Origin of the sequence: Leucothrix pacifica, from assembly GCF_003172875.1 — a bacterium.
Taxonomy (GTDB): domain Bacteria; phylum Pseudomonadota; class Gammaproteobacteria; order Thiotrichales; family Thiotrichaceae; genus Leucothrix; species Leucothrix pacifica.
Genome location: NZ_QGKM01000036.1, coordinates 107,479 through 129,541, shown reverse-complemented (window position 1 = coordinate 129,541; position 22,063 = coordinate 107,479). Strand labels below are relative to the sequence as shown.

The following is a 22,063-nucleotide window of genomic DNA, read 5'->3' as shown; positions in this document are numbered from 1 at the left end:
CTTTGGTTGCCGGTAATTAGAGGAGCGTTCGCGCTATTGCCTTATCCCAGCCAGCGATGAGTGTATCGCGTTCTTGAGCAGGCATGTTCGGCTCAAAGTCTGCTTCACAGCGCCAGTAACTGGCCAGATCATCTAAAGAAGCAAATACTCCGGTTTGTAGTCCGGCGAGAAAAGCTGCTCCCAGTGCAGTTGTTTCAGTCACGACCGGGCGCTGAACCTGAATGTCTACTGTGTCAGAAAGCTGCTGAACCAACCAATCATTTTTCACCATGCCACCGTCGACTCTCAGAATACTTGGTTTCACACCGTCTTCATTCATGGCTTTAAACAAGTCATTAGTTTGATAGCAGACGGATTCCAGAGTCGCTCTGACAATCTCTGCTGGCCCACTATCACGTGTTAATCCATAAATAGATCCGCGCGCTTCTGCATTCCAATGTGGTGAGCCAAGACCAGTAAATGCCGGGACTAAATAAACGCCATGGTTGCCATCCAAGCCGGAAGCGATTGCCTCGCTGTCGGATGCAGATTTGATAATCCCAAGTCCATCACGTAGCCATTGAATCGCAGCCCCAGCGCTGAATATTGAGCCTTCGATAGCATAAGTGGTTTCACCATTTAGGCGATAGGCAATCGTTGTGAGTAAGCGATGTTCGGAGCTGATAGCTTTATCACCCGTATTAACCAGTACAAAACAACCGGTTCCATAAGTGCTTTTAATCATGCCTGGCTCGAAGCACGCCTGACCGATTGCTGCGGCATGTTGATCACCTGCAATGCCTGCGATTTTAATGGATTCCCCAAATAGTTCCGGGTCGGTTTGTCCAAAATCACTGGCGCAATCAAGTACTTCGGGTAGCAGAGAGGCCGGTACATTGAGCAGCGCTAATAGCTCATCATCCCATTGATTATTATGGATGTTGTAGATCATGGTACGGGAGGCGTTGGTTGCATCGGTTGCATGTACCTTGCCTCCGGTTAGACGCCATAACAGAAAGCTATCGATCGTCCCAAATGCCAGCTCATCGTTGTCTGCGCGTGCACGAAGTTCAGGCTGATTGTCTAAAATCCAGGCAATTTTACTGCCAGAGAAATAGGGGTCTAATAAAAGCCCTGTTTTTTCGGTGACCATCGCTTCATGGCCTTGATCACGCAGTGAGTGGCAGGTCTCTGAGGTACGGCGATCTTGCCATACGATTGCGTTATACACTGTTTTTCCGGTCTTCTTATCCCAAATCAAGCTAGTTTCACGCTGGTTAGTAATCCCCAGGCCCGCAATGGTGCCGCCCATTTCTTTGCTGGCAGCGATAGCTTGTTTACAAGTGTCCAGAACCGTTTGCCAAATTTCTTCAGGGTCATGCTCTACCCAACCGTCTTGCGGGAAGATTTGAGTGAATTCGGTTTGTGCAGTGAAAATGGGTTGTCCTTTGTCGTCAAACAGCACGGTGCGGGTGCTGGTAGTACCTTGATCAATAGCTAATAAATGGCGTGGTGCAGACATGACGATTCCTCTGAATAGTGTGATTTCTCCCATCTTATAGTAACTAAGCAATTCAGTGCACTCAAGCGATTACAAAAGCAACAATGCATCCACTTGTCCTGTTAAATGCACCCTCTGACTAGCTGCCACTAAAGCTTAAATAATTGAGTTTGATAACGTAACTTCATCAAATGTAAACGCCAATAAACTGGCGACAAAGGCTAATAATGAAAATTTATAAATACCTGCTAGCAAGCGCTCTAAGTAGTGCGGTTATCACACACGTCTACGCTGAAGATTTAGGTCCTTGGCCAACCTCAACCCCAGATCAGGTTACTCTGACGAGTAATCAACGTATCTATATTCCGGTTCTGGATAATGACATTGGAGAGGACTTGGTTCTGTTTGATGTTAATACGACAACAGTCGAGCTGGGTAGTGTAGAAATGGATGCAGCCAACAAGGCGGTCTATTATCAGTCGGCACAAAACTTTGTTGGTGAAGATTCTTTTTGGTACGCCTTTAAAGATATTCATGGTCGCACTAATTCTGCGAAGGTGACGGTTAAAGTAATTAATAGCGTAGTGACGCCACCAGAAGTGGAGCCACCGGTTACACCTGAGCCCCCAAGTGATGATTACTCAGGATGGCCAACCGCTAATGTTGATAACGTGACTACGTCAGTAAATACCTCGATCACCATACCCGTATTAGCAAACGATATTGGCTTAGACCTTGCCCTCATTGAGGTAAATAACTCTACGGTTGCTGCTGGTAGCGCTGCGATCCAGGGTGACTCAATCATTTACACACCCTTTCAGAATTACACAGGTCAGGATTCTTTCTGGTATGCATTTACCGACGCCAGAGGCAGAACAAATAGTACGCAGGTAAAGATATCGGTTAATGATGAGGGAGAGGTTACCCCACCCACTTCACCGGTGACTTTCGAGTTGGTGACGATGCACGATGATGTCTTGAAACGTCGTTCACATATTTATGGTGAGTCAGGTGGTACCGTTTCCATGTGGGTATCGCGCTACGCCGATGCAGGTGACACTCGTCTACGAGTCTCGCAAGATTATGGTTTAAAAGATGGGCAGTTAATCACTTATCGCTCAGAAGAGGGTAACTATTACACGGTGAAAGTGGCTAGCACTTCGGGTCAATACATCGAGCTTGAGACGGCACTAGAAGCAGCTGTTGATGTTGGTAGTCATCTCTGGAATTTCTATTACGACGGTGCACATCCAAATTTATATGGATTCAGAGCGATTGCAGACTTCGCCTTGGCTAATCTGGATTCTGAGGTACTCAACACTGGCAAGCATGTCTTGTTGGGAGATAGTTGGTTCTCAACCGAGGGTGTCTCTCAGCGTTTGGCGGAGAAGCTTGATGATGCTGAAATTATCAATAAAGGTATCGGCGGGAATACGTCAGCGAATATGTTGGCTCGGTTTGATCAGGATGTTGCCAGTCAGAGTCCGGATGTCGTCTGGTTGATTGCGGGTACTAATGATTATTATCTGGGTGTGAGCGTGTCAGATTTTACTCGTAACATGAGCCAGATTATTGAAAAAATTAACGCACTGGGTGCAAAGGCGATTGTGATTGATGCTTCTGTCGCACCGCTAATGTCGGGTAGTGAGTATCTTACCGACATTTCTCATGAGTATTCAGACGCAGTAGAAGCGTTGCAGGCCCCATAATTGTAATGTGATATCAGTAATCTTAAGCATTGGTTTATGGTTTGCGTAAATCAATGTGTTATGATAAGAAAAATTCTAAGTCATAAATAGCTGCTACCATGAAAAAACTGCTTCCATATTGCTGCGCAATTTGTTTGCTTCCGTCCTTTGTTTCGGTAGCAGACGAGCCTGTTGAAACCCGCATTAACAAAGTCCGGGTTGGAGGCTCACTCAGTTTTAACTACAGTAAACCCATCTTCAAAGGCATCGAATCAACGACTGGTTACAGTCTGGTTCCGCGAGTGAGTTTGGGGCCAGTCAATAAGTCAGGTGATTCTGCTTTTAAAGGGCCATTAAAGTTTGTGCTTCGTCCACGCTTTGGATTCTTTGATCAGGGCTATGACGCGAGTGACTCTGTGATGCTCAAAGGGATGGATGACCGCGACGCATCGTTTAACGTGGGTTTAAAACTACACACACGAACCCCGGTTGGATCGTTTGTGCTATCAGGCGCTTACGATGTGATTGGAAAGCATGATGGCTTTGAAGGGAGTCTGATGTACACCAATCTTATCCCATTGTCTGGTTCAAAGCTGCGCATCTATCCTGAGGTCGGATTGTCTTACTGGAGTGGTAAGGTATCGGATTATTACTTCGGCGTAGATTCTGATGAGATCGATGTTGGCTTAGGGCGAACCGCCTATGATGTAGGTGACACGACAAACTTCTTCCTTGGATATCGCATGGAATACCCACTGAGCAGAAAGTGGGGGTTAACACATAGCTTGCGTTCGACTTGGTATGATGACGATATTCTGGATTCGCCGATTGTCGAAGAAGATGCTGATAGTGATATTGAAGTGAAGTTTGGTCTAACCTACGACTTCTAATGAGTGAAGCACTTCTCGATTCTGGAGTGCTTATATCCGCTAGCGAGTGCCAACATCAGCAGGACGCGTGATTTTTGCGCGTTCAATATCCCGGCACCAATGCCTTGTTCAGGTAGTTTTATCGCAAAGCCATTCCCTGTTCTGGTCGCAAATACGACCGGAAATCCATCTTCAGTGAGTTCAGTGGCAGCGGCCTCCAGCGCTGGTGACGCCCAGCCACTTCCCGCTGCATTTATCACAACGCCTTTAGCGCCTCGTTGCACAGCAAGCTCGAGTAAGTCAGCGGACGCGTCTTGGTGACTGTAGAGAATATCTACTCTGGGCAAGGAGTCGATGTTTTTAACTTCAAAGTTTGGTTTGTGGCTTGCGAGGGCAGGTGTGAAATAAAAGTAAGGCTTGGCATTCAGAAAATAACCCAATGAACCTTGCTCTGGTGCCTGAAAGGTATCCAATGAGTTGGCATTCGTTTTACTGGTGTAAAAAGCCGCGTGAATACGGTCGTTAAGCACGATCATTGTGCCACGTTTGCAGGCAGTGTTGCTTGCCGCTAATGCGACTGCTTGCAGAAGGTTTAAGGGGCCATCAGCACTAATGGCCGTTGCAGGGCGCATAGCGCCGACTACCACGACGGGACGATCAAACTGTGTAGTAAGATCTAAAAAGAATGCAGTTTCTTCCAGCGTGTCGGTGCCATGGGTAATCACGACGCCATCGGCCAGATCGTTCTCAAACTGATATTGAATTTTCTTTGCCAGATTCAGTAGATCACTGCCACGAATTTCATGACTGCCAACATTCAGGAGTTGCTCACCGGATACCTCTGCAATGTCATGAATTTCTGGCACCGCTGCCAGCAATGAATCGATGCCCAAATTGCCTGAGTCATAGTAAAGCGTATCGGTATTACTTTCCGAGCCACCCGCTATTGTGCCGCCGGTTGCAAAAACAGTTACACGAGGTTTCTTTGACTGTGTCATGCGTATTTCTCAGTGTCTAACGGTAATCCCACATCAAAAATGAATCATCTTTGATGGAATGTTGCATCAGCTCGATTAATGGGAAGGCTCTGATAGCCATGCCAATGGGCTTTGGTTTTTCATCGGCATCCAGGTCTTCCATTCCGTCGGTATCATCAGCGTCTTGTTCCGCATTTTGTTCTGCTTCTGCAATCAGAGCCAGCTCTTTTTGCAGCTGACTTAACGCCTCCGGAAGATCTTCTTTGCTGATTGCGCTAGGCACGGCTGGCCTTCTTCCCATTAATTTAATGAGATCCAGCGCAGCCTTCTCAAACATGTCTACTGTACCACCACTTTTATTCGTGAATACAACGAGCATACGATCCTCCGGAGGGTCTGTGATTAAATCAAACTTGCTTTTCCCATGTGTCTCTCAAGCCAATGACTCGATTATAGACCAGATTGTCTGGGGTGCTATACAGTGAATCCTGTATGAAATAACCTTCCCGCTCAAACTGGAAGCGTATATCTGCATCAGAATTGGCCAAGCTTGTTTCGGCTTTGCAACCTTTCAGAATCTCAAGACTATTCGGATTCAGAGACTGCATGAAGTCCTTACCACCAGCATCCGGCGCGGGGTCGTTAAATAAACGGTCATACAAACGCACTTCACAGTCCAGATTGTTATTAGCGTCCACCCAGTGAATAACCCCCTTAGGTTTTACGCCATCCGCAGGGTCTTTACCGACAGTATCTTCAATAATTCTGGCGCGCACTTCGATGATATTGCCGTCAGCATCCTTGATTGCCTCATCTGCTTCAATCACATATGCATTACGCAGACGAACGCGTTTACCGATAACCAGTCGTTTGTACTTTTTATTGGCTTCTTCTCTAAAGTCATCCTGATCGATAAACAATTCTCGCGAAAATGGTAATTCACGGGCAGGTAAGTCATCACGGTTTGGATGCCCCGGAGCGACCATGACCTCGGTCTTGTCTTCAGGATAGTTTGTCAGAGTCACCTTGAGTGGGTGAAGTACACACATGGCTCGCGCTGCGTTGACATTGAGGTTTTCACGAATGGCGAATTCCAGCATGCTCACATCAACAATGCCCTCGTTACGCGAAACACCGGCTTTATCAATAAACTCACGTAAAGCTTCTGGCGTATAACCGCGGCGGCGCATGCCGGCAATGGTTGGCATACGCGGGTCGTTCCATGCATCAACTACGTTTTCATCAACCAGCGATTTGAGCTTGCGCTTGCTGGTTACTGTGTAGTTTACGTTGAGGCGGGAAAACTCGTACTGCCGAGGCTTGGATGGTACGGGTAGGTTTTCAATAAACCAGTCATAAAGCGGACGGTGCTCTTCAAATTCCAGCGTACAGATTGAGTGTGTTATTCCTTCAATGGCATCACCTTGACCATGTGCAAAGTCATAGGAAGGGTAGATACACCATTTGTCACCCGTTTGGTGGTGGCTCGCTTTTTTGATTCGGTAGATAATAGGGTCGCGCAAGTGCATATTTGGCGAAGCCATATCGATTTTAACACGCAGTGAACAAGCGCCTTCTTCAAAGTCTCCTGCACGCATTTTCTCAAATAGCTCAAGATTGTCTTCTACACTGCGGTCACGATAAGGGCTATTCTTGCCTGGCTCTTTAAGCGTACCACGGTATTCACGTGCCTGGTCTCGGTCAAGATCACACACATAGGCTTTACCCTCTTTGATCAGGTAAACCGCCCAATCGTACAAATCATCGAAGTAGTCTGAGGTAAAGTGAATATCACCAGACCACTCGAATCCTAACCAGCGAACATCTTCTTTGATGGCTTCAACGTATTCGGTATCTTCTTTTTCCGGGTTGGTGTCATCAAAGCGTAAGTTACATTGACCACCGAATGTTTGAGCGATGCCGAAGTTCAGGCAGATAGATTTGGCATGTCCGATATGGAGATAACCATTTGGCTCAGGAGGGAAACGTGTTTGGACAGAGGGAACGACCTTGTTCTCGATATCTTCCTTCACAATTTTCTCGATAAAATTCAGTGGTCTTGTGCTTTCAGTCATAGGTTTGGGTTCTTCTTGTATGAGTTTGTCTCGCGCAACTGTGCGCTGCAGCAAGTCTCAGATTATACAGGTGGTGTGCTTGCAGTACAGTAATTTGAGCAGCAATACAGGGTTGAAAGTGCTAGATTGATCAACAGAAAAAGTGATGTGGTTTCACGCTAATCAAACCGCCGATTTCATATGGATGCTTAGTTTATGAATACTCTGTTTCGCCGCGAAAAAGACTACTTTTTTTCGGGGTTGTCGTTCTACACTCGGATTCCCTGTCCGCCGTCTGTAGCTTTCAGTCCGGAAAGTCTCAATAAGTCACGCAAATATTTGGGTTTAATTGGTTTGCTTGTTGGACTTTTCGCGGCAACGGTTTACGTGGCTAGTGCACTTGTTCTTCCCGTGTCTGTGAGTGTATTGCTCTCGATGATTGCCACGGTGTATCTCACAGGTGCCTTTCATGAAGATGGTTTCGCGGATAGTTGTGACGGCTTTGGTGGAGGCTGGGAAAAGGCCCAAATACTGTCGATAATGAAAGATAGTAGGGTTGGTAGCTATGGGGTAGTGGGGCTGATACTGCTACTCGGAATGAAGTTCATCGTGCTGCAGTCATTAGCAGAGCGCTCCATGGTGCTGCTGGTATTTGCGTTGCTATGCGCTCATTCTGTGAGTCGTTTGCTGGCATCTTGGATTATGCAGAAATATCAGTATGTTTCATCGCTTGAAACCAGTAAGTCTGCAGAGGTTGCATCAGTGCGATTAAGTAAGCGAGAGATGCTTTATAGTATTGCGCCTGCAGCAACCGTCATTGTTATAGCTTGGCAACTTAATTTTGTTTTGGCAGTGTTTGTTGCCTGGGGAGTCGCCTATGCAATGGGTGCATATTTTTATCGAAAAATAGCGGGCTATACGGGTGATTGTCTTGGGGCAGTACAACAAGTGTGCGAGGTGGTGTTTTACTTAGTTGTGTTGGCTGAGAGTATTAAGTGAGACGGCTTTTCTTCATTGTTTGAGCAATGATCCGGGTGGTAAGATAGATGCCATCGTATACTTAGAGATTGTGAGCTTTTGATAAAGCTACCTTGAGGGCACAAACATTTCAGTTATCGCTAAAAATAATGAAAATGACTTTGTGGAGCATTTGTATAAATTCATTGATCAAAAAAATGACAATGGTGCTTGCTTATTAAAATATATTGTCTCTTATGTTTCCTATGTCAGTATGACTCATTATGAATTGAGCTATGCCGATCAGGAAGAAGTACAGCAAGAAGTCGCCATTAAACTACTTTGCCAAGGGCGTGATATTGCTAAAAAGTTTAATAAGCGCTTTTTATATGTCATGGTACGCAATCAATGCATTGATCAACGGCGTAAGAAAAGTCGGCAGCTAGCGACTTTTGTATCTTCGGATGACCCTAAAGAGGAAGTTACTGCCCCAGCGCCGGGCGTAGACGACAGTAGTCATGCAGCTTTGTTGGACAGTCTGGAGTGTTTAGAAAATATCTTTGCCCACATAGAGGCAGAACCGACAGGCGCAGAAGATATGAAAATATACACACATTATGCTTTTGGTTTCAGTCATGTTGAAATCGCTGAGCATGTTGATCGATCACCGGGTGCAATAACCAAACGTTTATCGCTTTTGAGAACTAATTTAAGAAAGTTGAAAAACAAATATTGTTGAGAATAGAGTTATGTCAGACAAAAAACCTAGCGAACAGAAATATATCTCGGCCAAAGATTCTGAGGAATGGTCGCAGGTGTTGCATGGTGAAATGACTCCTGATTCTGACAATGAGACACACGCCCAAGCTGAAATTATTCGTAACTACCTGATTGCGAAAGATGAAGCGAAGGCGCTTGATAATCTCCCTGCGGTAGATACCTTGACGACCATGTCGCCGGATGAAGCCAGAGTGGTGTATCAAAAAGCCAGTAAGGAAATACACCGCAGAGGAACTACCTGGCTCACTCGTTTGAAGTCATGGTTCGTACCCATTGCTCTGGGCGGCTTGTCAGCTGCAGTGGTAATACTTTGGTTCCAGAATAGTACTAGTACTGGCCGTTCTGCTTCAGCGACCAATGACACTGGCACACAGCTTCCAACACCTGATGCTGACCGTTACACCTTTTTGGGGTCGGATGCTGAGTTAACAAAGTTTCCGAATATGCTGTTGATACCCGGCGGTAGAATAAAAATGGGTTGTACCAAGGGCTGGGATGATGTGGTTGGCGGGTGTCGCTCAAACGAATTTCCGGCGCACTACATATCGGTAAAACCTTTCGAAATCGCTCAGCATGAAGTCACCGTCAAGCAGTTTACCCACTTCGTTGATGCCACTAATTATGTGACCAATGCCGAGAGGGAGTCCCGTGGTTGTGTTTACCAGGACATGTCTAAACCCGGACATCCTTTCCTGATGAACCCTGAATATACCTGGCGCAATCCTGGTTTTGAGCAAGATGAGTCACACCCGGTAACCTGTATTAGTTGGGCAGACACTCAGGCTTATCTGAAATGGTTGAATGATGAAACAGGTGGTGAATATCGCTTACCAACCGAATCAGAGTGGGAGTTTGCTGCCCGAGGTGGTAAGTCTACTGTATATTTCTGGGGGACGGATGCGGCGGTTCACCTATGGGCTAATCACAATAATGACAATGATAAGTGGCCCTACACTGCAACTGTCGGCAGCTTCCCTGCCAATGATTACTCCATTCAGGATACTGCCGGTAACGTGTGGGAGTGGGTTCAGGACTGCTGGCATAAGACTTACGATGGCGCACCAACAGATGGAAGTGCCTGGGAATCAAACTGCTCCAAAGGTAAAGACACCAAGACCCGACGCGGTGGTGGATGGGATGCCGGTGTTCCCGGAATCCGCTCCGCCATCAGAAGCTCGGGTGCGAAAAATGACCGAAGTAATCTTTACGGATTCAGGGTTGCTCATGACTATATAGAAAAAAAATAAATTTTTTTTCTATCGACCCGTAAGGTTTTTCATTTTCATACGTTAATTAGGATATGTCAGTTGTAAACAACAAGCTGCATGTCACTACAAGTGTGAATAACAACGCCGGTGGCATACTGAATAATAACTCTTCAACTGACTGAACGCTTTTGACTTAGTCAAAAGCACTTGAGACCAAAATGGAGAGAGAGTTTATGAGTACCCCCCAAAGTGCAATATCATATAGTTACACAGCGTCTACCAAGCTTCGTGATGTCGTTGACCCTGACGATAAATTAATTCGTCTGGCTCGTTTGATCGACTGGGAGTTGCTGAGTGAGCAGTATTACAACAAGTTTCAGGAGGGCAATGCACCCTCGCCGCGCTTGCTATTTGGCCTGTTGTACCTTCAGGCTAAAGAAGACATCAGTTGCAAAGAGCTGATTAAGCGTTGGGAAAAATCACCGGAATGGCAGCATTTCTGTGGTGAAGAAACCTTAAAAGATACATTCCCGCTACATCCTTCACAGCTCAGTATCTGGCGTCGTGAAGTTGGCCCGAGCGGCTGCAAGTTGATGTGTGCCGCATTGGCGCGCTCACTACCGACCTTACACTAAAGTTTAAGTCCACCTACTCCGTGGAGTTTTGACCGGGCAATGGCTATTGCCCGGTTTTTTATTGCCTGCAATTCGCAATGACCGCGTTTATCCTATTGTTTTTGACAAGATTAGTATTGAAGATCAATATAATGAGCAGTCATTTATGAGGAGGTGATCATGAATTGTCAGAGCAAATCCGGGAAAACATTCCTGTTGATTTCACTGTTCTTTGGAGCGTTGGCTATTGTCATGCGTGCCGTTTCTGAATCTGACGGCATAATCGTCATGCTGTTATTCCTGGCTGTTGCCGCAATCTCTGGCATTGTGGGATGGCTGCTTTGCTCCAGCGCTAAGCAGACTCAACTAAAAGTTCAGCAGCAAATGCACCAGTTCATGAACAAAAATAAACGTTTCTATATGCCTGAACTGGCACGATTCCTCGGCTTACAAGAAGAGCAGGCAAGGCTAAATGTGCTCAGATTAATCCAACAAGATGCCATAAACCTTGTCTATGATTCTGATGAAGGTTTCTACGGCAATCGTGAAGCGATCAAGCAGGAAGGGATTATAGAATCTTGTACCCGTTGTAACGGGCGTATCTTAGTCAGTGAAACGGTTGGAAATCGTGATGTGAACTGCCCATTCTGTGGTACTCAACGAGTACAATATTCTACGCATTAATATTGGCAAAGGTATTCGCATGTAGCACTATGGACATCTCATGAATAAATCATGGATATACCTTGCAGTCACTACGAAAACCCTACACCACCATTGCTGAGACCTTTGAGTTTGAGATAGAGCCGATAAAGCATTCGCGTTTTATTGCACACGCTCAAGCAGTCGGTACGGATGAAGAAGCGGCTATGGTATTTATTGAGTCCATCAGACAGCGCTATCCCGATGCACGTCACCATTGTTGGGCCTATCAATTGCGTGAGGCTGAGCGAGTTCGTTTTAGTGATGACGGAGAGCCTGGCGGTTCGGCGGGGCGTCCGATGCTCAGTCAACTGCAGGGTAGGGAAGTCTTCGATATTATCGTTGTCGTGGTTCGTTATTTTGGCGGTACCAAGCTCGGTGTGGGCGGACTAATGCGAGCTTATGGTGGTGCAGTGGCTCAATTGCTTGATCGTGCTCCTCTACGGACTGTTATCCCAACCTTGCCATTGTGGCTGGAGTACGATTACTCCGATACCTCAAGTGTCGAGGCTATGTTTGCCGACATGAAACTACAATCCAGTGAAACCAACTATGGCGAAGCCGTATCCGTTTGTTTGCAGGTCCCGGACGCAGACATACTCGATCTCTACGATAGATTGAAAACGCAGGTCGGTGGGCGAATTCGCCTGATGTTGCCGGATGGTCTTGAAGCGAGCCTCTAGTGTCGGCAAGAGGGCTTGTGATTAGTAAAAATTATGATGCAGCCATTACCCGAAAATAAGTCCCTGTATGATTTTGTGTGATTGTTAAATAGTCAAATGCTGGTGAAAGCGAATGAAATGGGCTATGTTTCTTAAGTACCCCGGCAGACTTCAGTTGCACTGACAACTAAAGCCAGCAATTTATTCTTATACCAATATTCACTGGAGCTATTATGAGTAAGTCTCATGATATTTTTGTCAGCTACGCCCATGTTGATAATGAAGTGCTACCTGGTGAAACCCAAGGTTGGGTAACTCAATTTATCTCTACGCTGGAAGTTTATCTGTTGCAAAAGCTGGGTCGTCGAGAGCATTACTCGCTCTGGCGCGATCCGGAGTTGTCTGGTAACAAACCACTGACACCGGAGATTATTGAGACCGTTAAAGCTTCGCAGATCTTTGTACTTATTCTGTCGCCGGGTTATGTCTCGTCCACATGGTGTTTGGATGAACTGGCAACCTTTGTGAAAACACATGGTGTTAATTCTGGCAGAGTTTTTGTTGTTGAGCGCGATAAGCTTGCTGAAGATGAGCGTCCACGCGTGCTTTCAGATTTGAAGGGCTATGCTTTCTGGGCTGCGGATAAGCAACAAAAAGGCGTCACAAGAACACTGGGAACACCGGCAATGATTAGCTACCGTGCTGAATATTATCGTCAGGTTGAAGATATGGCGATTCAACTGGTGCGTTGCTTAAAGCAACTCCGTAAGAAAGAGGCCGTCAGTGTCGATTTGCCAGGTTCTGATAATGATGATATGGCAAGTATTAGTGATCCGGCTGACGTTATTTCAGTGGCGTCAGAGGGGAGTGTGAAGCGTGTCACTGTTTACGTAGCTCCTGTTCCGGATACCTTAAAGTTAGAGCGTAATGACTTGATTAGGGTGTTAGGGCAGCATCAGATTGCAGTACTGCCCGCCAATAATCGTATTAATTACAGTACCTTTGAGCAAGAAATGGAAGCTGATTTGGCACTCAGTCAGTGTTTCGTACAGCTGTTAGACGGCAGCTCAAATATGGGGCTGGTCAATGCGCAGTACCAGATTGCCAAGAAGCAAAATATAGAGGTGATGCAATGGCGTTCATCTGAGCTTGATGTCACATCTATTACGGATGAAGAACACAGCAAGCTATTACGAGGCCAACACGTGATGGCGTCAGACTTAGTCAACTTCCAACAATACTTCATGAAAAAGCTATTACCTCCGATAGTGGAAGAGGCTGCGGAGGTTGTACCGGATGAGGAGCAGAAAATTATCTTCATCAACGTTGGGAATGAAGATCGTGCTTTGGGTGAGAAAGTTTCCAAACAACTCAGCGCACATGGCCACTTTTGTTTGCTCCCGCTAACGCCTGATGAAAAAAGCAAGCCGGCAGATATACGACGGGATATGGAACAGAACATGCGTTACTGTGATGCTTTGTTATTACTGTACGACAGTAGCCCGCTCACCCAAATACGGCAGTTTTTGATGCAGAGTTGGCGTATGCGCGCTCAGCGTGAAAAGTCTCTGCCAACGGCCATTTGTATTTCCCCCAATAATCAGGATGAAAACCTCAGTGCAATGGCAAAAGATTTACGTCTATTGCGTTGCACCAGTCCATTCCCGGCTGAGTGTGTTGAAGCCTTCTTAGACGGAGAGTCTGTATGAGCCAGCGACCTTACCCCGGATTACGCGCATTCTGGCGCGATGAAATTGATATCTTCTTCGGTCGTGAACGTCAGATCGATGAAATACTGGAAAAGCTACAACATAGTCACTTCTTAGCGGTGCTTGGTCCTTCAGGCTGCGGTAAATCATCCTTAGTACGCACTGGAGTGCTGTCAGCGCTGGATAGTGGCTTTATGTGTAAAGCGGGTGCCAATTGGTTGGTAGCGGATATGAAGCCGGGAAGCTCGCCATTTCTGGCGTTGGCTAAAGCGCTCCTCAATGACCGGCTATTCGCAGAACATTATCAGCGATGGTTTCCGGCACATAGTGAGTCAGGCAGTGACCAATGGAAAGATGAAGCGCAGTATTTTCTTCAGGCCAGCTTGCAGCGTGGCCCACAAAGCATGCATGAATTGTTGAATGATCTGGCCTTGCCGGAAGGCAGTGCGATATTACTGTTAGTGGATCAATTCGAAGAAATCTTCCGCTATCGGCGTCATGCCAGTAATGAAGCAGGTGAATTTGTTAATTTAATGCTAAGTGCCTGCCACCATCCTCAAGTCTATACCTCGATTACCATGCGCTCAGAGTTTCTGGGCAATTGTGTGGCTTTTCACGGACTACCGGAAGCAATCAATCAAGGGCTGTATCTCACCCCCAGTCTGGACCGGGATCAATTGGCTGATGCGATCACCTTTCCGGCCCGGGTATTTGACGGAAGCGTCACGCCTGAATTAACCAATCGATTGCTTAATGATGCAGGGCAGGCAATGGATCAGTTGCCGTTATTGCAACATGCCTTAATGCGCTTGTGGGAGCATGATGAAGATAAAGTGCTGACGCTGGAAGAGTATGAAGCAACCGGTGGCTTACAGCGCATGCTTAATGATCATCTGGAAGAGGCGTGGGATGAGTTAGATGAATCCCAGCAAGCACTCGCCGGGCAGTTATTCCGATTACTTACAGAAAAGACCCCTGAAGGGCATAGCATACGACGCCCGGTTACATTTGGTGAAGCGCTCAACCTGCCGAATGCTACCCGTGAAAATATGCTGGAAATGATCAATGTGTTTCGTCGGTCAGGGCGTCATTTCCTGATGCCTCCCTTGTCCGTTGAGCTAAAAGACAACACCGTGATTGATATCACGCATGAAAGTTTGATTCGTCAGTGGAAACGCCTGAATGATTGGGTAGATGCTGAGGCCGAACATGGTTTGTTATATCAGCGCCTCGAGAATACTGCGCTGAGGTATCAGCAGGGTGAGGCAGCCTTGTTGTCCTCGCCTGAGCTTGAGATTGCATTGCACTGGCGTGAAACTGAAAAACCGTCTGCGAACTGGTCGCAGCGCTACGGTGACAACTTTCAGAGCGTGATGGCCTTTTTGGAAAAAAGTGTGCAGGCAAAGCGAACAGCTGAGGAACAAAAGCAAGAGCAACTTCGTGCCAAAAGTCGTCGGGCACTTATGACAACACTACTCGGATTTGTTATTGCAGTTGGGGCTGCCGTGTTTGGCTGGATGGCGGCGATCAGCAATGAAAAGAAGGTTGCAGAAGCTAAGGTCAGAGTGCAAGAGAGCGTTGACCAAGTCAGACAGGCGGAGGCACTAGTTGAGGAGAAATCTGAACAGGTTATCAAGGCTCAGGCTGTTGCTGAGGAAACAAAGCAAGCCCTGAATCAGGAGTCGGTGATTCAACAGGATCTGGAGCGAAAATATGAAGACCTTCGCTACCTCGCGGAGGCGGTAGAAATCAAATCCAAGGCTATCGAATCCTACGGCAGCACCGCGGCTGATGTTGAAGAGGGGAGGCAATCAGTCTATGACAAGACCTTGTATGAGTCGTTAATTATACAGGCGCGTTTATTCATGCAAAATGAGCGTTATCCAGAAGCACGCAAAGCCCTTTTAGATGCTGAAATATGGCGCGATAAAAGTGCAGATTATCTGGATTACCAGTTAAAGCTGATGCAGCGTAAGCTAGAAATCAGCGGCTTATCACCCAGCCTATGGTATGAAAAAGTGAATACACCGTTGTATTCGGCGGCGATTGATACCAAGCGAAATGCTCTGATTAGTGTGGGTGAGGATGGTTGGATTTTCATCAATAAACAAGGTGAAATGGCGCTGAAATATCGCTTGCAAGTGACAACCCCTGAAGGTCGCCGCATGCCAGTCGATACAGAGACTATTCAGGATATTGCCGTTAGTCCCTCTGGAGATGGTTTTGCAACGGTCGATGATGCCGGTCAGATTATTCTCTGGCAGTGGCCAAACGAAGAGCATGGTCGTGGCTCCGGTAATCCGGATTTATTAGCGAAAGAACCTGTCTTTTACCTCAGTCAAAAGCTAGAGGGCGTGAAGCGTGCTAAGGCGATTACTTACAGTCCTGACGGTCAATACCTGGCAGTAGGTTATGTCGGCAACCCTGGCATGGTGAGTTTATGGAAGTTGGAGCCGGGTTATTTATCTCTAGTGTGGACGGGCAAAGAGCACAATAGCCAAATCTCTGAAGGCGGATTGAGCTTTGCATCGCAAGATGTTCTCGCCAGTGCTTCGCATGATGGGTCGGTTCGCTTTTGGGCGCTAGACAGTGACGATCAGGCCGTCTCGATACTGCAACCACTAAGACATCCAACCTCTGTGTTGGGTATGAGCTTTTCAAAGGATCGTAAGTTATTGGCAACGGCGGCAGGTAAGCAAGTGTTTATCTGGGACTGGCAGCAAGGGAAGTTACTGCACTCATTCTTTACGGAGCATCAAGGTGTGTTGTTTAGTTTGCAGTGGGTTGAAGATCAGTTCGGCATAGAGCGCCTGGTGACAGCTGGGCAAGACAAAACCATGCGCTTCTGGAAAGTCAGCGCAAAAGAGAAATATCAGGTGTTATTGGCGGTGTTCAACGGTCACGAGGCCGAAGTCGCTGTCAGCAGGCTGGCTTATGACCAGAATCGACGCCAGCTCTATTCGCCGGGTAAAGATGGCTCATTATTGCAATGGCGAACCAATTTACCGTGGACGCAGTTAATTCCAATTGCCCAAGGCTCACCCGAGAGCACAGCATTATCTGCTGATGGCTCATTGCTGGCAGTCGGACTGAATGACGGTATTATGCAGCTTTATAGAATCGGCACACCACTACCCATTATAGAAAAGCAGGTAGGTACAGGCCCTGTTGAGGAGTTGTTGTTTAATCCAAAAACACAGCAATTGGTAGCACTCACGCAGGAACGACATCTCGGTTGGAAATTGAGTTTCTGGCGTTATTCAGAGCTAACAGGTTTATCGGCTGAGGGCAGTGTTGAAGGGCAAATGAACTGGATTCAGGGAATGACGTTTAACCCTATCTGTACAGTGCCGCTGCTAATGGCACCGTTGCGCTTGTTGATATGAACAATATTGACGCTGGTATTCTTTACTCGAAGGTGCTGCATACGCAATTACTTGATAATAGTGCGGAGCTGCAACCAGCGCCGTTACTGTCTGTGTCAATTTCTGAAGATAGTCGCTACCTGCTGGCAACGAGTAAACGACAGATTAGCAACTGGCGGCTAGCGGACAATGGTTTACCGGATGGGGAGGTATTATCAAAGATCGAAACCGGATATGCTTTACACGAAGCGATTTTTGCACCGGACTATAGTTATCTGGTCGCGATAGGCCATGGTGGGCGCGTTAATCGCTATGCGTTGGATGGCTCAGATATATTGAAAGAGGAGATATATAGCCTGAATTCCCGCACACAAACTGTTATTAATGGCAAATTTATACCCCAAGCCAACGTACTAATGACCATTGGAAATACTGTTGATGATGCAGTTGAGTTACAGGCCTTTGATATGTCAGCGAATCAATTATTGTTCAACTTAAAAACACCTTCTTACAGCGGTAACGGTATATCAGGCTTGAATTTTTCTCAGCAATGCACTGACACTGGTTGCCGTTTTTCGGTGCCTCTAAAGTCTAAAGGGTCAGAAAAAAGACAGGTTGCCGCCTATGACTTTAGCTTCCGTGAGCGTGATTAAGAACATTTTGTCACAGCCTGGAGTGAAATGTGGTGTAGTATTTGGATATACCGACAATATTTGGGGATAAATTATGTCTAAACCATTACGTTTGCATTCATTACCCGGGTTTTGGCTTCGTTGTTTGAACGCTTCACTCAATAATAACTTGCAGGCTTTGTTAAAGGATGCCGAAGCAGGCATCGCTGTGTCAGAGTGGATCATTATTTCAATACTCAGTGAGCGACCAGGCATATCGATAAATGACCTTGCGCACTTTGCCGGCATGCACCAGGCACCGGTGTCCCGTATCGTTGAAAAGCTGACACAGAAGAGTTTAGTGTCGAGAATAACCAGTGCAGAAGACCGGCGCTCGGTCAGCGTTCAATTAACAGAGGAAGGAACGAAGCTGCGGGATAGTCTGCACGGTGTGGGCAGCAAAAATGCGGAGATCAACTTCGCTTGCCTTGATGATGAAGAGTACGCGGCCTTTATGGCGACGATTAAGAAGGTGCTAAAGCATCACCACTTTGATACCACGGGCTACTGACAGACGAGTAAAGCATCTGCTTACTCCGTCATGAGCAGCCCGCTGATCAACCCCGTCTGTCATTAGGCAGGTCTGTACTTACCCTCAGGGATCTCTATTCGCGCAGCAATGGCAGCCGTTGCAATAACGGTCACGGTATCCTGCTCAGGGTCAGTTACATTGAGTCCACCAAATACGCTGTTTACCTTCACTGTGCCAAAGGGAATTTGTTTCGCGATAGTGTCAGCGTCCAGATTCTCCGGCTTTTGGCTGCCGATCGTCACTTCTACCTGCATATCATCACGGTTTAAATCAGTAGAGCGAAATAGCGATATAGAGCTGTGATGTAATGCGTCCTGCACGGCCCTGACAGCAGCTTTTGTGTAGTCTTCACCGTATAGGTCATTACCGGTACCCATTTCTAAAATAATACGTTGTAAACTCATGCTGCATCCTCCTCTGCAAAGTCCAGATAAACCACCGCAACTGCGTTAGCTACAACAGTGGTCTTTGTGCCGCAGTCTGAGGGTATATCCAAACCACCTTTTACTGCTTCGACAGTGGCCTGACCGTAGGGAAGGACTGCTTTAACCTCGTCAGTATCAACCTGATCAGGCTGGGCCACGCCAACCGTCACCTCAATAATCATCTGTTCCTTATCAAAACCAAAAGCCGGGGCGATGGTTAGTGAGTTGTGCCACAGCGCATCTTTTAATGCGCGAACGGCTGCTTTGGTGTAATTCTGACCTTGGAGATCTGTGCCCATCCCCATTTCGATCACCATACGCTTACGTGCCATGATTCTGCTCCTATAGTTACTTATTCTGAATAGTGCATGATTCTGTCTGGGATTGAAACCACGCTTAGCGATGCTATTGTTAGTTGCCAGCGAAGCGAATACCATGCACTTATCAATGCTGATTTAGGAATTCATCGTTATGACCCAGCTTAGTGTCAATCTGAATAAAATTGCTCTGCTCCGTAATTCACGTGGGCGGGACTTCCCCAATGTGGTTGAGTTTGCGAAAAAATTTATCGCACTGGGTGTGCATGGGATTACCGTGCATCCGCGAGAAGATGAGCGACATATTACACGGCAGGATGCGCGGGATTTAGCCAAACTACTGGCGGATTATCCGGACGTGGAGTTTAATATTGAAGGCTATCCCTCCGAAGACTTCCTCGACTTAGTAGAAGCGTGCAATCCGGATCAGTGTACCTTAGTGCCAGATGCAGCAGATCAACTCACTTCAGATCATGGCTGGGATGTAGCATGGCATCACGAACTATTGGAAATGGTCACTGATCGCCTAAAAAAATCCGGCATTCGGGTAGCTGCTTTTATGGACCCTGATCTGGAGCAGATCAGACGTGTTGCCGACACAGGCGTTGATCGTATTGAGTTGTATACGGAAGAATATGCCAGTACCTACGGAAGCCCTCAGCAGGATGCCGTGCTGAAAAAATACATCGAAGCAAGTGCTGAGGCGCAGCGCTTAGAACTGGAAGTCAATGCAGGGCATGATCTTGATAGTCATAATCTTGCCACATTTCTGACCATTCCGGGGATTCTGGAAGTATCCATCGGCCATGTGCTAACTGTTGAATGTATTGAACAGGGTATGCCAACGGTGGTGGCGAACTATCTGGATATTTGTAAGGAATCAGCGTAATGGAGAGAGAAGCGCGTGTGCGTCGCCGTAAAACGCCCAAGCCGGAGCTTGATTATAGTGTGCCATCGCCGTGTGTAATGATTTGTACATTGGATGATGAATCTGGTCTTTGTGATGGTTGCTATCGCACTATGGATGAAATACGGGAATGGATGATTTTGTCGCGTGAGGAGAAGCTTGCAGTACTGGAGAAGGTTGAGCAGAGAAAACCAGCGACGAGTTGATCTGGAACGGACCTCAAGCACTTATTTTAGTTTTACTACCTCCCAATATGTCTGGTGTTAGGGCTGAGCAATTGACTGTCCGGTTAAGTTTAATTCACAAAAAAGCCTGCTTCGAATAATCGTTGCAGGCTTTTTATGAAGTGGCTAAAGCTATTTTCAAAGATCCGCCAACGGTGACAGGCACAGCTGCCAGATCAATGTTTTAGCCTCGGAAGATTAATCCACGTAAACAATTTCACCCTTCGGTTCAAATGCATCCACATCCAGTGGATTGTTGTTTTCCAGATACTCTTTCAAAACATCGGCATCCACAAAGCCTGTATCTACAAAACTGTCCATGTCACTGACTTTAGGATAACCATCACCACCGGCTGCCGTGAAGCTAGGTAATGAGAAGCGATATTCTTTTTCAAGATCTATGGCTTCACCACCAATTTTCACATCACTGATAGCGTCTTTACCGACCGTCATAGAAACACCCGCAAACTGAGCATAAGCACCGGTGTCGGTAGGTTTCAAAGCAACTACAGTTAAGTACTCAAGCAGATCTTTACCTTTCATGGAAACAGACGTGAGTGTGTTAGCAAAGGGGTGTACCGTTAGTACTTCCTTATAGGTGATATCGCCCGTCTCGATAGAAGCACGCACACCACCTGAGTTCATAATACCCAAATCAGCTTTTGCTTTTTCCATCTGTGCAGTTGCGATTAGGCGTCCCAGATTGGTTTGGCCAAAGCGTACTTTATTACGCTCACCGACTAACAGCTTACTAGTGCTGCCAACTTTGATACCTAGCGACTCTTTACCTTTGTTTAAGTAAGGGCCAAGCAGTGCCAGCATTTCTTTGTTATGGGCAATTTCATTAGCAATAAAGACACGCTTACTGTTGCCTTCAGCATCCTTCACTTTCTTTTTCAGGTTGACTGGAATCAAGCTGTACGACTTGAGCTCAGCAACCCCGTTTTTAAATTCAAAGTCGGCACGACCAACATACTTACCCCACTCATGCGCTTGCATGATGTGAGTTCCGTTTTGGTATTCAGGCTTACAAATTTGACCGGCTTGGTAGTTTTCATTGCGCACATTTTCTGACTCCATGCACAATGGTTCTTGCGAGTGTCCGCCGATAACGGCAGTGACAGCACCTTCAGGGAGTGCGCGAGCAAGAGAGACATCACCCGGAGCATTGTAACCATGCATTCCGTTGTCATAGTGCCCCATGTGAGTCACAGCGAGGATCAGGTCAGGCTTCACTTCCTCCTGAAGCTCAGCAACCACTAACTTAGCTTCCTCTTTAGGATCGCGGAATTCCACGTTAGCCAAATATTCAGGGTTACCAATTCGGGCAGTGTCCTCGGTGGTTAAACCCATGATGGCAATTTTGATGCCTTGCTTGTCGATCACTGTGTACGGTTGGAACATACGCTCACCGCTGTCTTTTGCGTAGATATTTGCAGATAGGAATGGGAAGCCTGCCCATTCTTGCTGCTTAGCCAGTACGTCCAGTGAGTTGTCGAATTCATGGTTACCCAGTGCCATTGCATCGTAAGCCATCTTCTTCATACCAACGAAATCAGGCTCGGCATCTTGCAGATCAGACTCAGGAACACCCGTGTTGATGTCGCCACCTGATAGCAGTAATACGCTACCACCTGCAGCTTCTACTTGTCTGCGAACTGCATTGATCACTGTGTAACGGGCAGGCATTCCATACTCGCCGTGGCGGTTGTGCCAGAAGCGGCCGTGGTTGTCATTAGTGTGCAGGATCGTGAATTTGTAGGTCTTGTCATCTTGCCATTCTTTGGCGATGGCGGGATTCAATGCAAAGCAGGTAGCTAGCAGTGGGAGGATGAATGGGCGAACTTTCATAGCGACTCCTAAGTATTTTACTAGGGTATCATCTTAATATGATTTTCCTTATTAATGGAATAAATTATCCC

The 22,063-nt window shown here is 46.7% G+C and carries 21 protein-coding genes; 14 read left to right on the top strand and 7 right to left on the bottom strand.

The window, feature by feature from the left end; translation table 11 throughout:
• Nucleotides 1-16 precede the first annotated feature (16 nt).
• A complete protein-coding gene (glpK, locus tag DKW60_RS12790) occupies nucleotides 17-1,501 on the bottom strand; it encodes a glycerol kinase GlpK (protein WP_109838044.1) in 1,485 nt (494 codons plus the stop codon).
• Between the two features lie 206 nt (nucleotides 1,502-1,707).
• Between glpK and DKW60_RS12785 the strand changes: the two genes are divergently transcribed.
• Together DKW60_RS12785 and DKW60_RS12780 are read left to right on the top strand one after the other, a co-directional pair.
• A complete protein-coding gene (locus DKW60_RS12785) occupies nucleotides 1,708-3,189 on the top strand; it encodes an Ig-like domain-containing protein (protein ID WP_109838043.1) in 1,482 nt (493 codons plus the stop codon).
• A 98-nt stretch (nucleotides 3,190-3,287) separates the two neighbouring features.
• Nucleotides 3,288-4,058, top strand: a complete 771-nt coding sequence (locus DKW60_RS12780; RefSeq protein ID WP_109838042.1) for a MipA/OmpV family protein — start codon at nucleotides 3,288-3,290, stop codon at nucleotides 4,056-4,058.
• On the opposite strand, the gene DKW60_RS12775 is transcribed toward DKW60_RS12780, so the two are convergent.
• From DKW60_RS12775 to DKW60_RS12765, 3 genes are read right to left on the bottom strand one after another with little or no spacing between them, the layout of a single operon-like run.
• Complete coding sequence (locus DKW60_RS12775; protein WP_109838041.1) at nucleotides 4,055-5,035, bottom strand: asparaginase; 981 nt, start codon at nucleotides 5,033-5,035, stop codon at nucleotides 4,055-4,057. The genes DKW60_RS12780 and DKW60_RS12775 overlap by 4 nt on opposite strands.
• A gap of 16 nt (nucleotides 5,036-5,051) precedes the next feature.
• Complete coding sequence (locus DKW60_RS12770; protein ID WP_109838040.1) at nucleotides 5,052-5,393, bottom strand: DUF1840 domain-containing protein; 342 nt, start codon at nucleotides 5,391-5,393, stop codon at nucleotides 5,052-5,054.
• A 28-nt stretch (nucleotides 5,394-5,421) separates the two neighbouring features.
• Nucleotides 5,422-7,089 (bottom strand): glutamine--tRNA ligase/YqeY domain fusion protein, encoded by a 1,668-nt coding sequence (locus DKW60_RS12765; protein WP_109838039.1) that lies wholly within the window; start codon nucleotides 7,087-7,089, stop codon nucleotides 5,422-5,424.
• A 195-nt stretch (nucleotides 7,090-7,284) separates the two neighbouring features.
• Here DKW60_RS12765 and DKW60_RS12760 point away from each other — a divergent pair, with 195 nt between their 5' ends.
• The 10 genes from DKW60_RS12760 to DKW60_RS12715 all read left to right on the top strand — a co-directional run bounded on the left by DKW60_RS12760 (nucleotide 7,285) and on the right by DKW60_RS12715 (nucleotide 18,247).
• On the top strand, nucleotides 7,285-8,067 hold the full coding sequence (locus DKW60_RS12760; protein WP_109838038.1) for an adenosylcobinamide-GDP ribazoletransferase: 783 nt from the start codon (nucleotides 7,285-7,287) through the stop codon (nucleotides 8,065-8,067).
• A 151-nt stretch (nucleotides 8,068-8,218) separates the two neighbouring features.
• Nucleotides 8,219-8,764 (top strand): RNA polymerase sigma factor, encoded by a 546-nt coding sequence (locus tag DKW60_RS12755; RefSeq protein ID WP_181389689.1) that lies wholly within the window; start codon nucleotides 8,219-8,221, stop codon nucleotides 8,762-8,764.
• A 10-nt stretch (nucleotides 8,765-8,774) separates the two neighbouring features.
• Complete coding sequence (locus DKW60_RS12750) at nucleotides 8,775-10,052, top strand: formylglycine-generating enzyme family protein (protein WP_109838036.1); 1,278 nt, start codon at nucleotides 8,775-8,777, stop codon at nucleotides 10,050-10,052.
• Nucleotides 10,053-10,246: 194 nt separating this feature from the next.
• The gene (locus DKW60_RS12745) at nucleotides 10,247-10,648 is read left to right on the top strand and encodes a transposase (RefSeq protein ID WP_181389688.1); all 402 of its coding nucleotides are present in this window, start codon (nucleotides 10,247-10,249) and stop codon (nucleotides 10,646-10,648) included.
• 159 nt (nucleotides 10,649-10,807) lie between these two features.
• Complete coding sequence (locus DKW60_RS12740) at nucleotides 10,808-11,311, top strand: hypothetical protein (protein WP_109838034.1); 504 nt, start codon at nucleotides 10,808-10,810, stop codon at nucleotides 11,309-11,311.
• Nucleotides 11,312-11,373: 62 nt separating this feature from the next.
• Nucleotides 11,374-12,012, top strand: a complete 639-nt coding sequence (locus DKW60_RS12735; RefSeq protein WP_181389687.1) for an IMPACT family protein — start codon at nucleotides 11,374-11,376, stop codon at nucleotides 12,010-12,012.
• A 212-nt stretch (nucleotides 12,013-12,224) separates the two neighbouring features.
• Nucleotides 12,225-13,700 (top strand): TIR domain-containing protein, encoded by a 1,476-nt coding sequence (locus DKW60_RS12730; RefSeq protein WP_109838032.1) that lies wholly within the window; start codon nucleotides 12,225-12,227, stop codon nucleotides 13,698-13,700.
• Nucleotides 13,697-17,086, top strand: a complete 3,390-nt coding sequence (locus DKW60_RS12725; protein ID WP_109838031.1) for an nSTAND1 domain-containing NTPase — start codon at nucleotides 13,697-13,699, stop codon at nucleotides 17,084-17,086. The genes DKW60_RS12730 and DKW60_RS12725 overlap by 4 nt, the downstream gene beginning before the upstream one ends.
• Nucleotides 17,083-17,718, top strand: coding sequence for a cytochrome D1 domain-containing protein (locus DKW60_RS12720; RefSeq protein ID WP_109838030.1), 636 nt, complete (start codon nucleotides 17,083-17,085; stop codon nucleotides 17,716-17,718). The genes DKW60_RS12725 and DKW60_RS12720 overlap by 4 nt, the downstream gene beginning before the upstream one ends.
• A 73-nt stretch (nucleotides 17,719-17,791) precedes the next feature.
• Nucleotides 17,792-18,247, top strand: coding sequence for a MarR family winged helix-turn-helix transcriptional regulator (locus DKW60_RS12715; RefSeq protein ID WP_109838029.1), 456 nt, complete (start codon nucleotides 17,792-17,794; stop codon nucleotides 18,245-18,247).
• A 62-nt stretch (nucleotides 18,248-18,309) separates the two neighbouring features.
• Here the strand turns inward: DKW60_RS12715 and DKW60_RS12710 are convergent, their stop codons facing one another.
• A complete protein-coding gene (locus DKW60_RS12710) occupies nucleotides 18,310-18,672 on the bottom strand; it encodes a Lin0512 family protein (protein WP_109838028.1) in 363 nt (120 codons plus the stop codon).
• Entirely contained in the window at nucleotides 18,669-19,025 is a 357-nt protein-coding gene (locus DKW60_RS12705; protein WP_109838027.1) for a Lin0512 family protein, read from the bottom strand. The genes DKW60_RS12710 and DKW60_RS12705 overlap by 4 nt, the downstream gene beginning before the upstream one ends.
• A 139-nt stretch (nucleotides 19,026-19,164) precedes the next feature.
• On the opposite strand from DKW60_RS12705, the gene DKW60_RS12700 reads away from it, so the two are divergent.
• The gene (locus tag DKW60_RS12700; RefSeq protein WP_109838026.1) at nucleotides 19,165-19,899 is read left to right on the top strand and encodes a pyridoxine 5'-phosphate synthase; all 735 of its coding nucleotides are present in this window, start codon (nucleotides 19,165-19,167) and stop codon (nucleotides 19,897-19,899) included.
• Entirely contained in the window at nucleotides 19,899-20,123 is a 225-nt protein-coding gene (locus DKW60_RS12695) for a DUF1289 domain-containing protein (RefSeq protein ID WP_109838025.1), read from the top strand. The genes DKW60_RS12700 and DKW60_RS12695 overlap by 1 nt, the downstream gene beginning before the upstream one ends.
• A 216-nt stretch (nucleotides 20,124-20,339) precedes the next feature.
• Here the strand turns inward: DKW60_RS12695 and ushA are convergent, their stop codons facing one another.
• Nucleotides 20,340-21,992: a bifunctional UDP-sugar hydrolase/5'-nucleotidase UshA gene (gene ushA / locus DKW60_RS12690; protein ID WP_109838024.1), complete on the bottom strand. Its 1,653-nt coding sequence runs from the start codon at nucleotides 21,990-21,992 to the stop codon at nucleotides 20,340-20,342.
• Nucleotides 21,993-22,063: the final 71 nt, after the last annotated feature.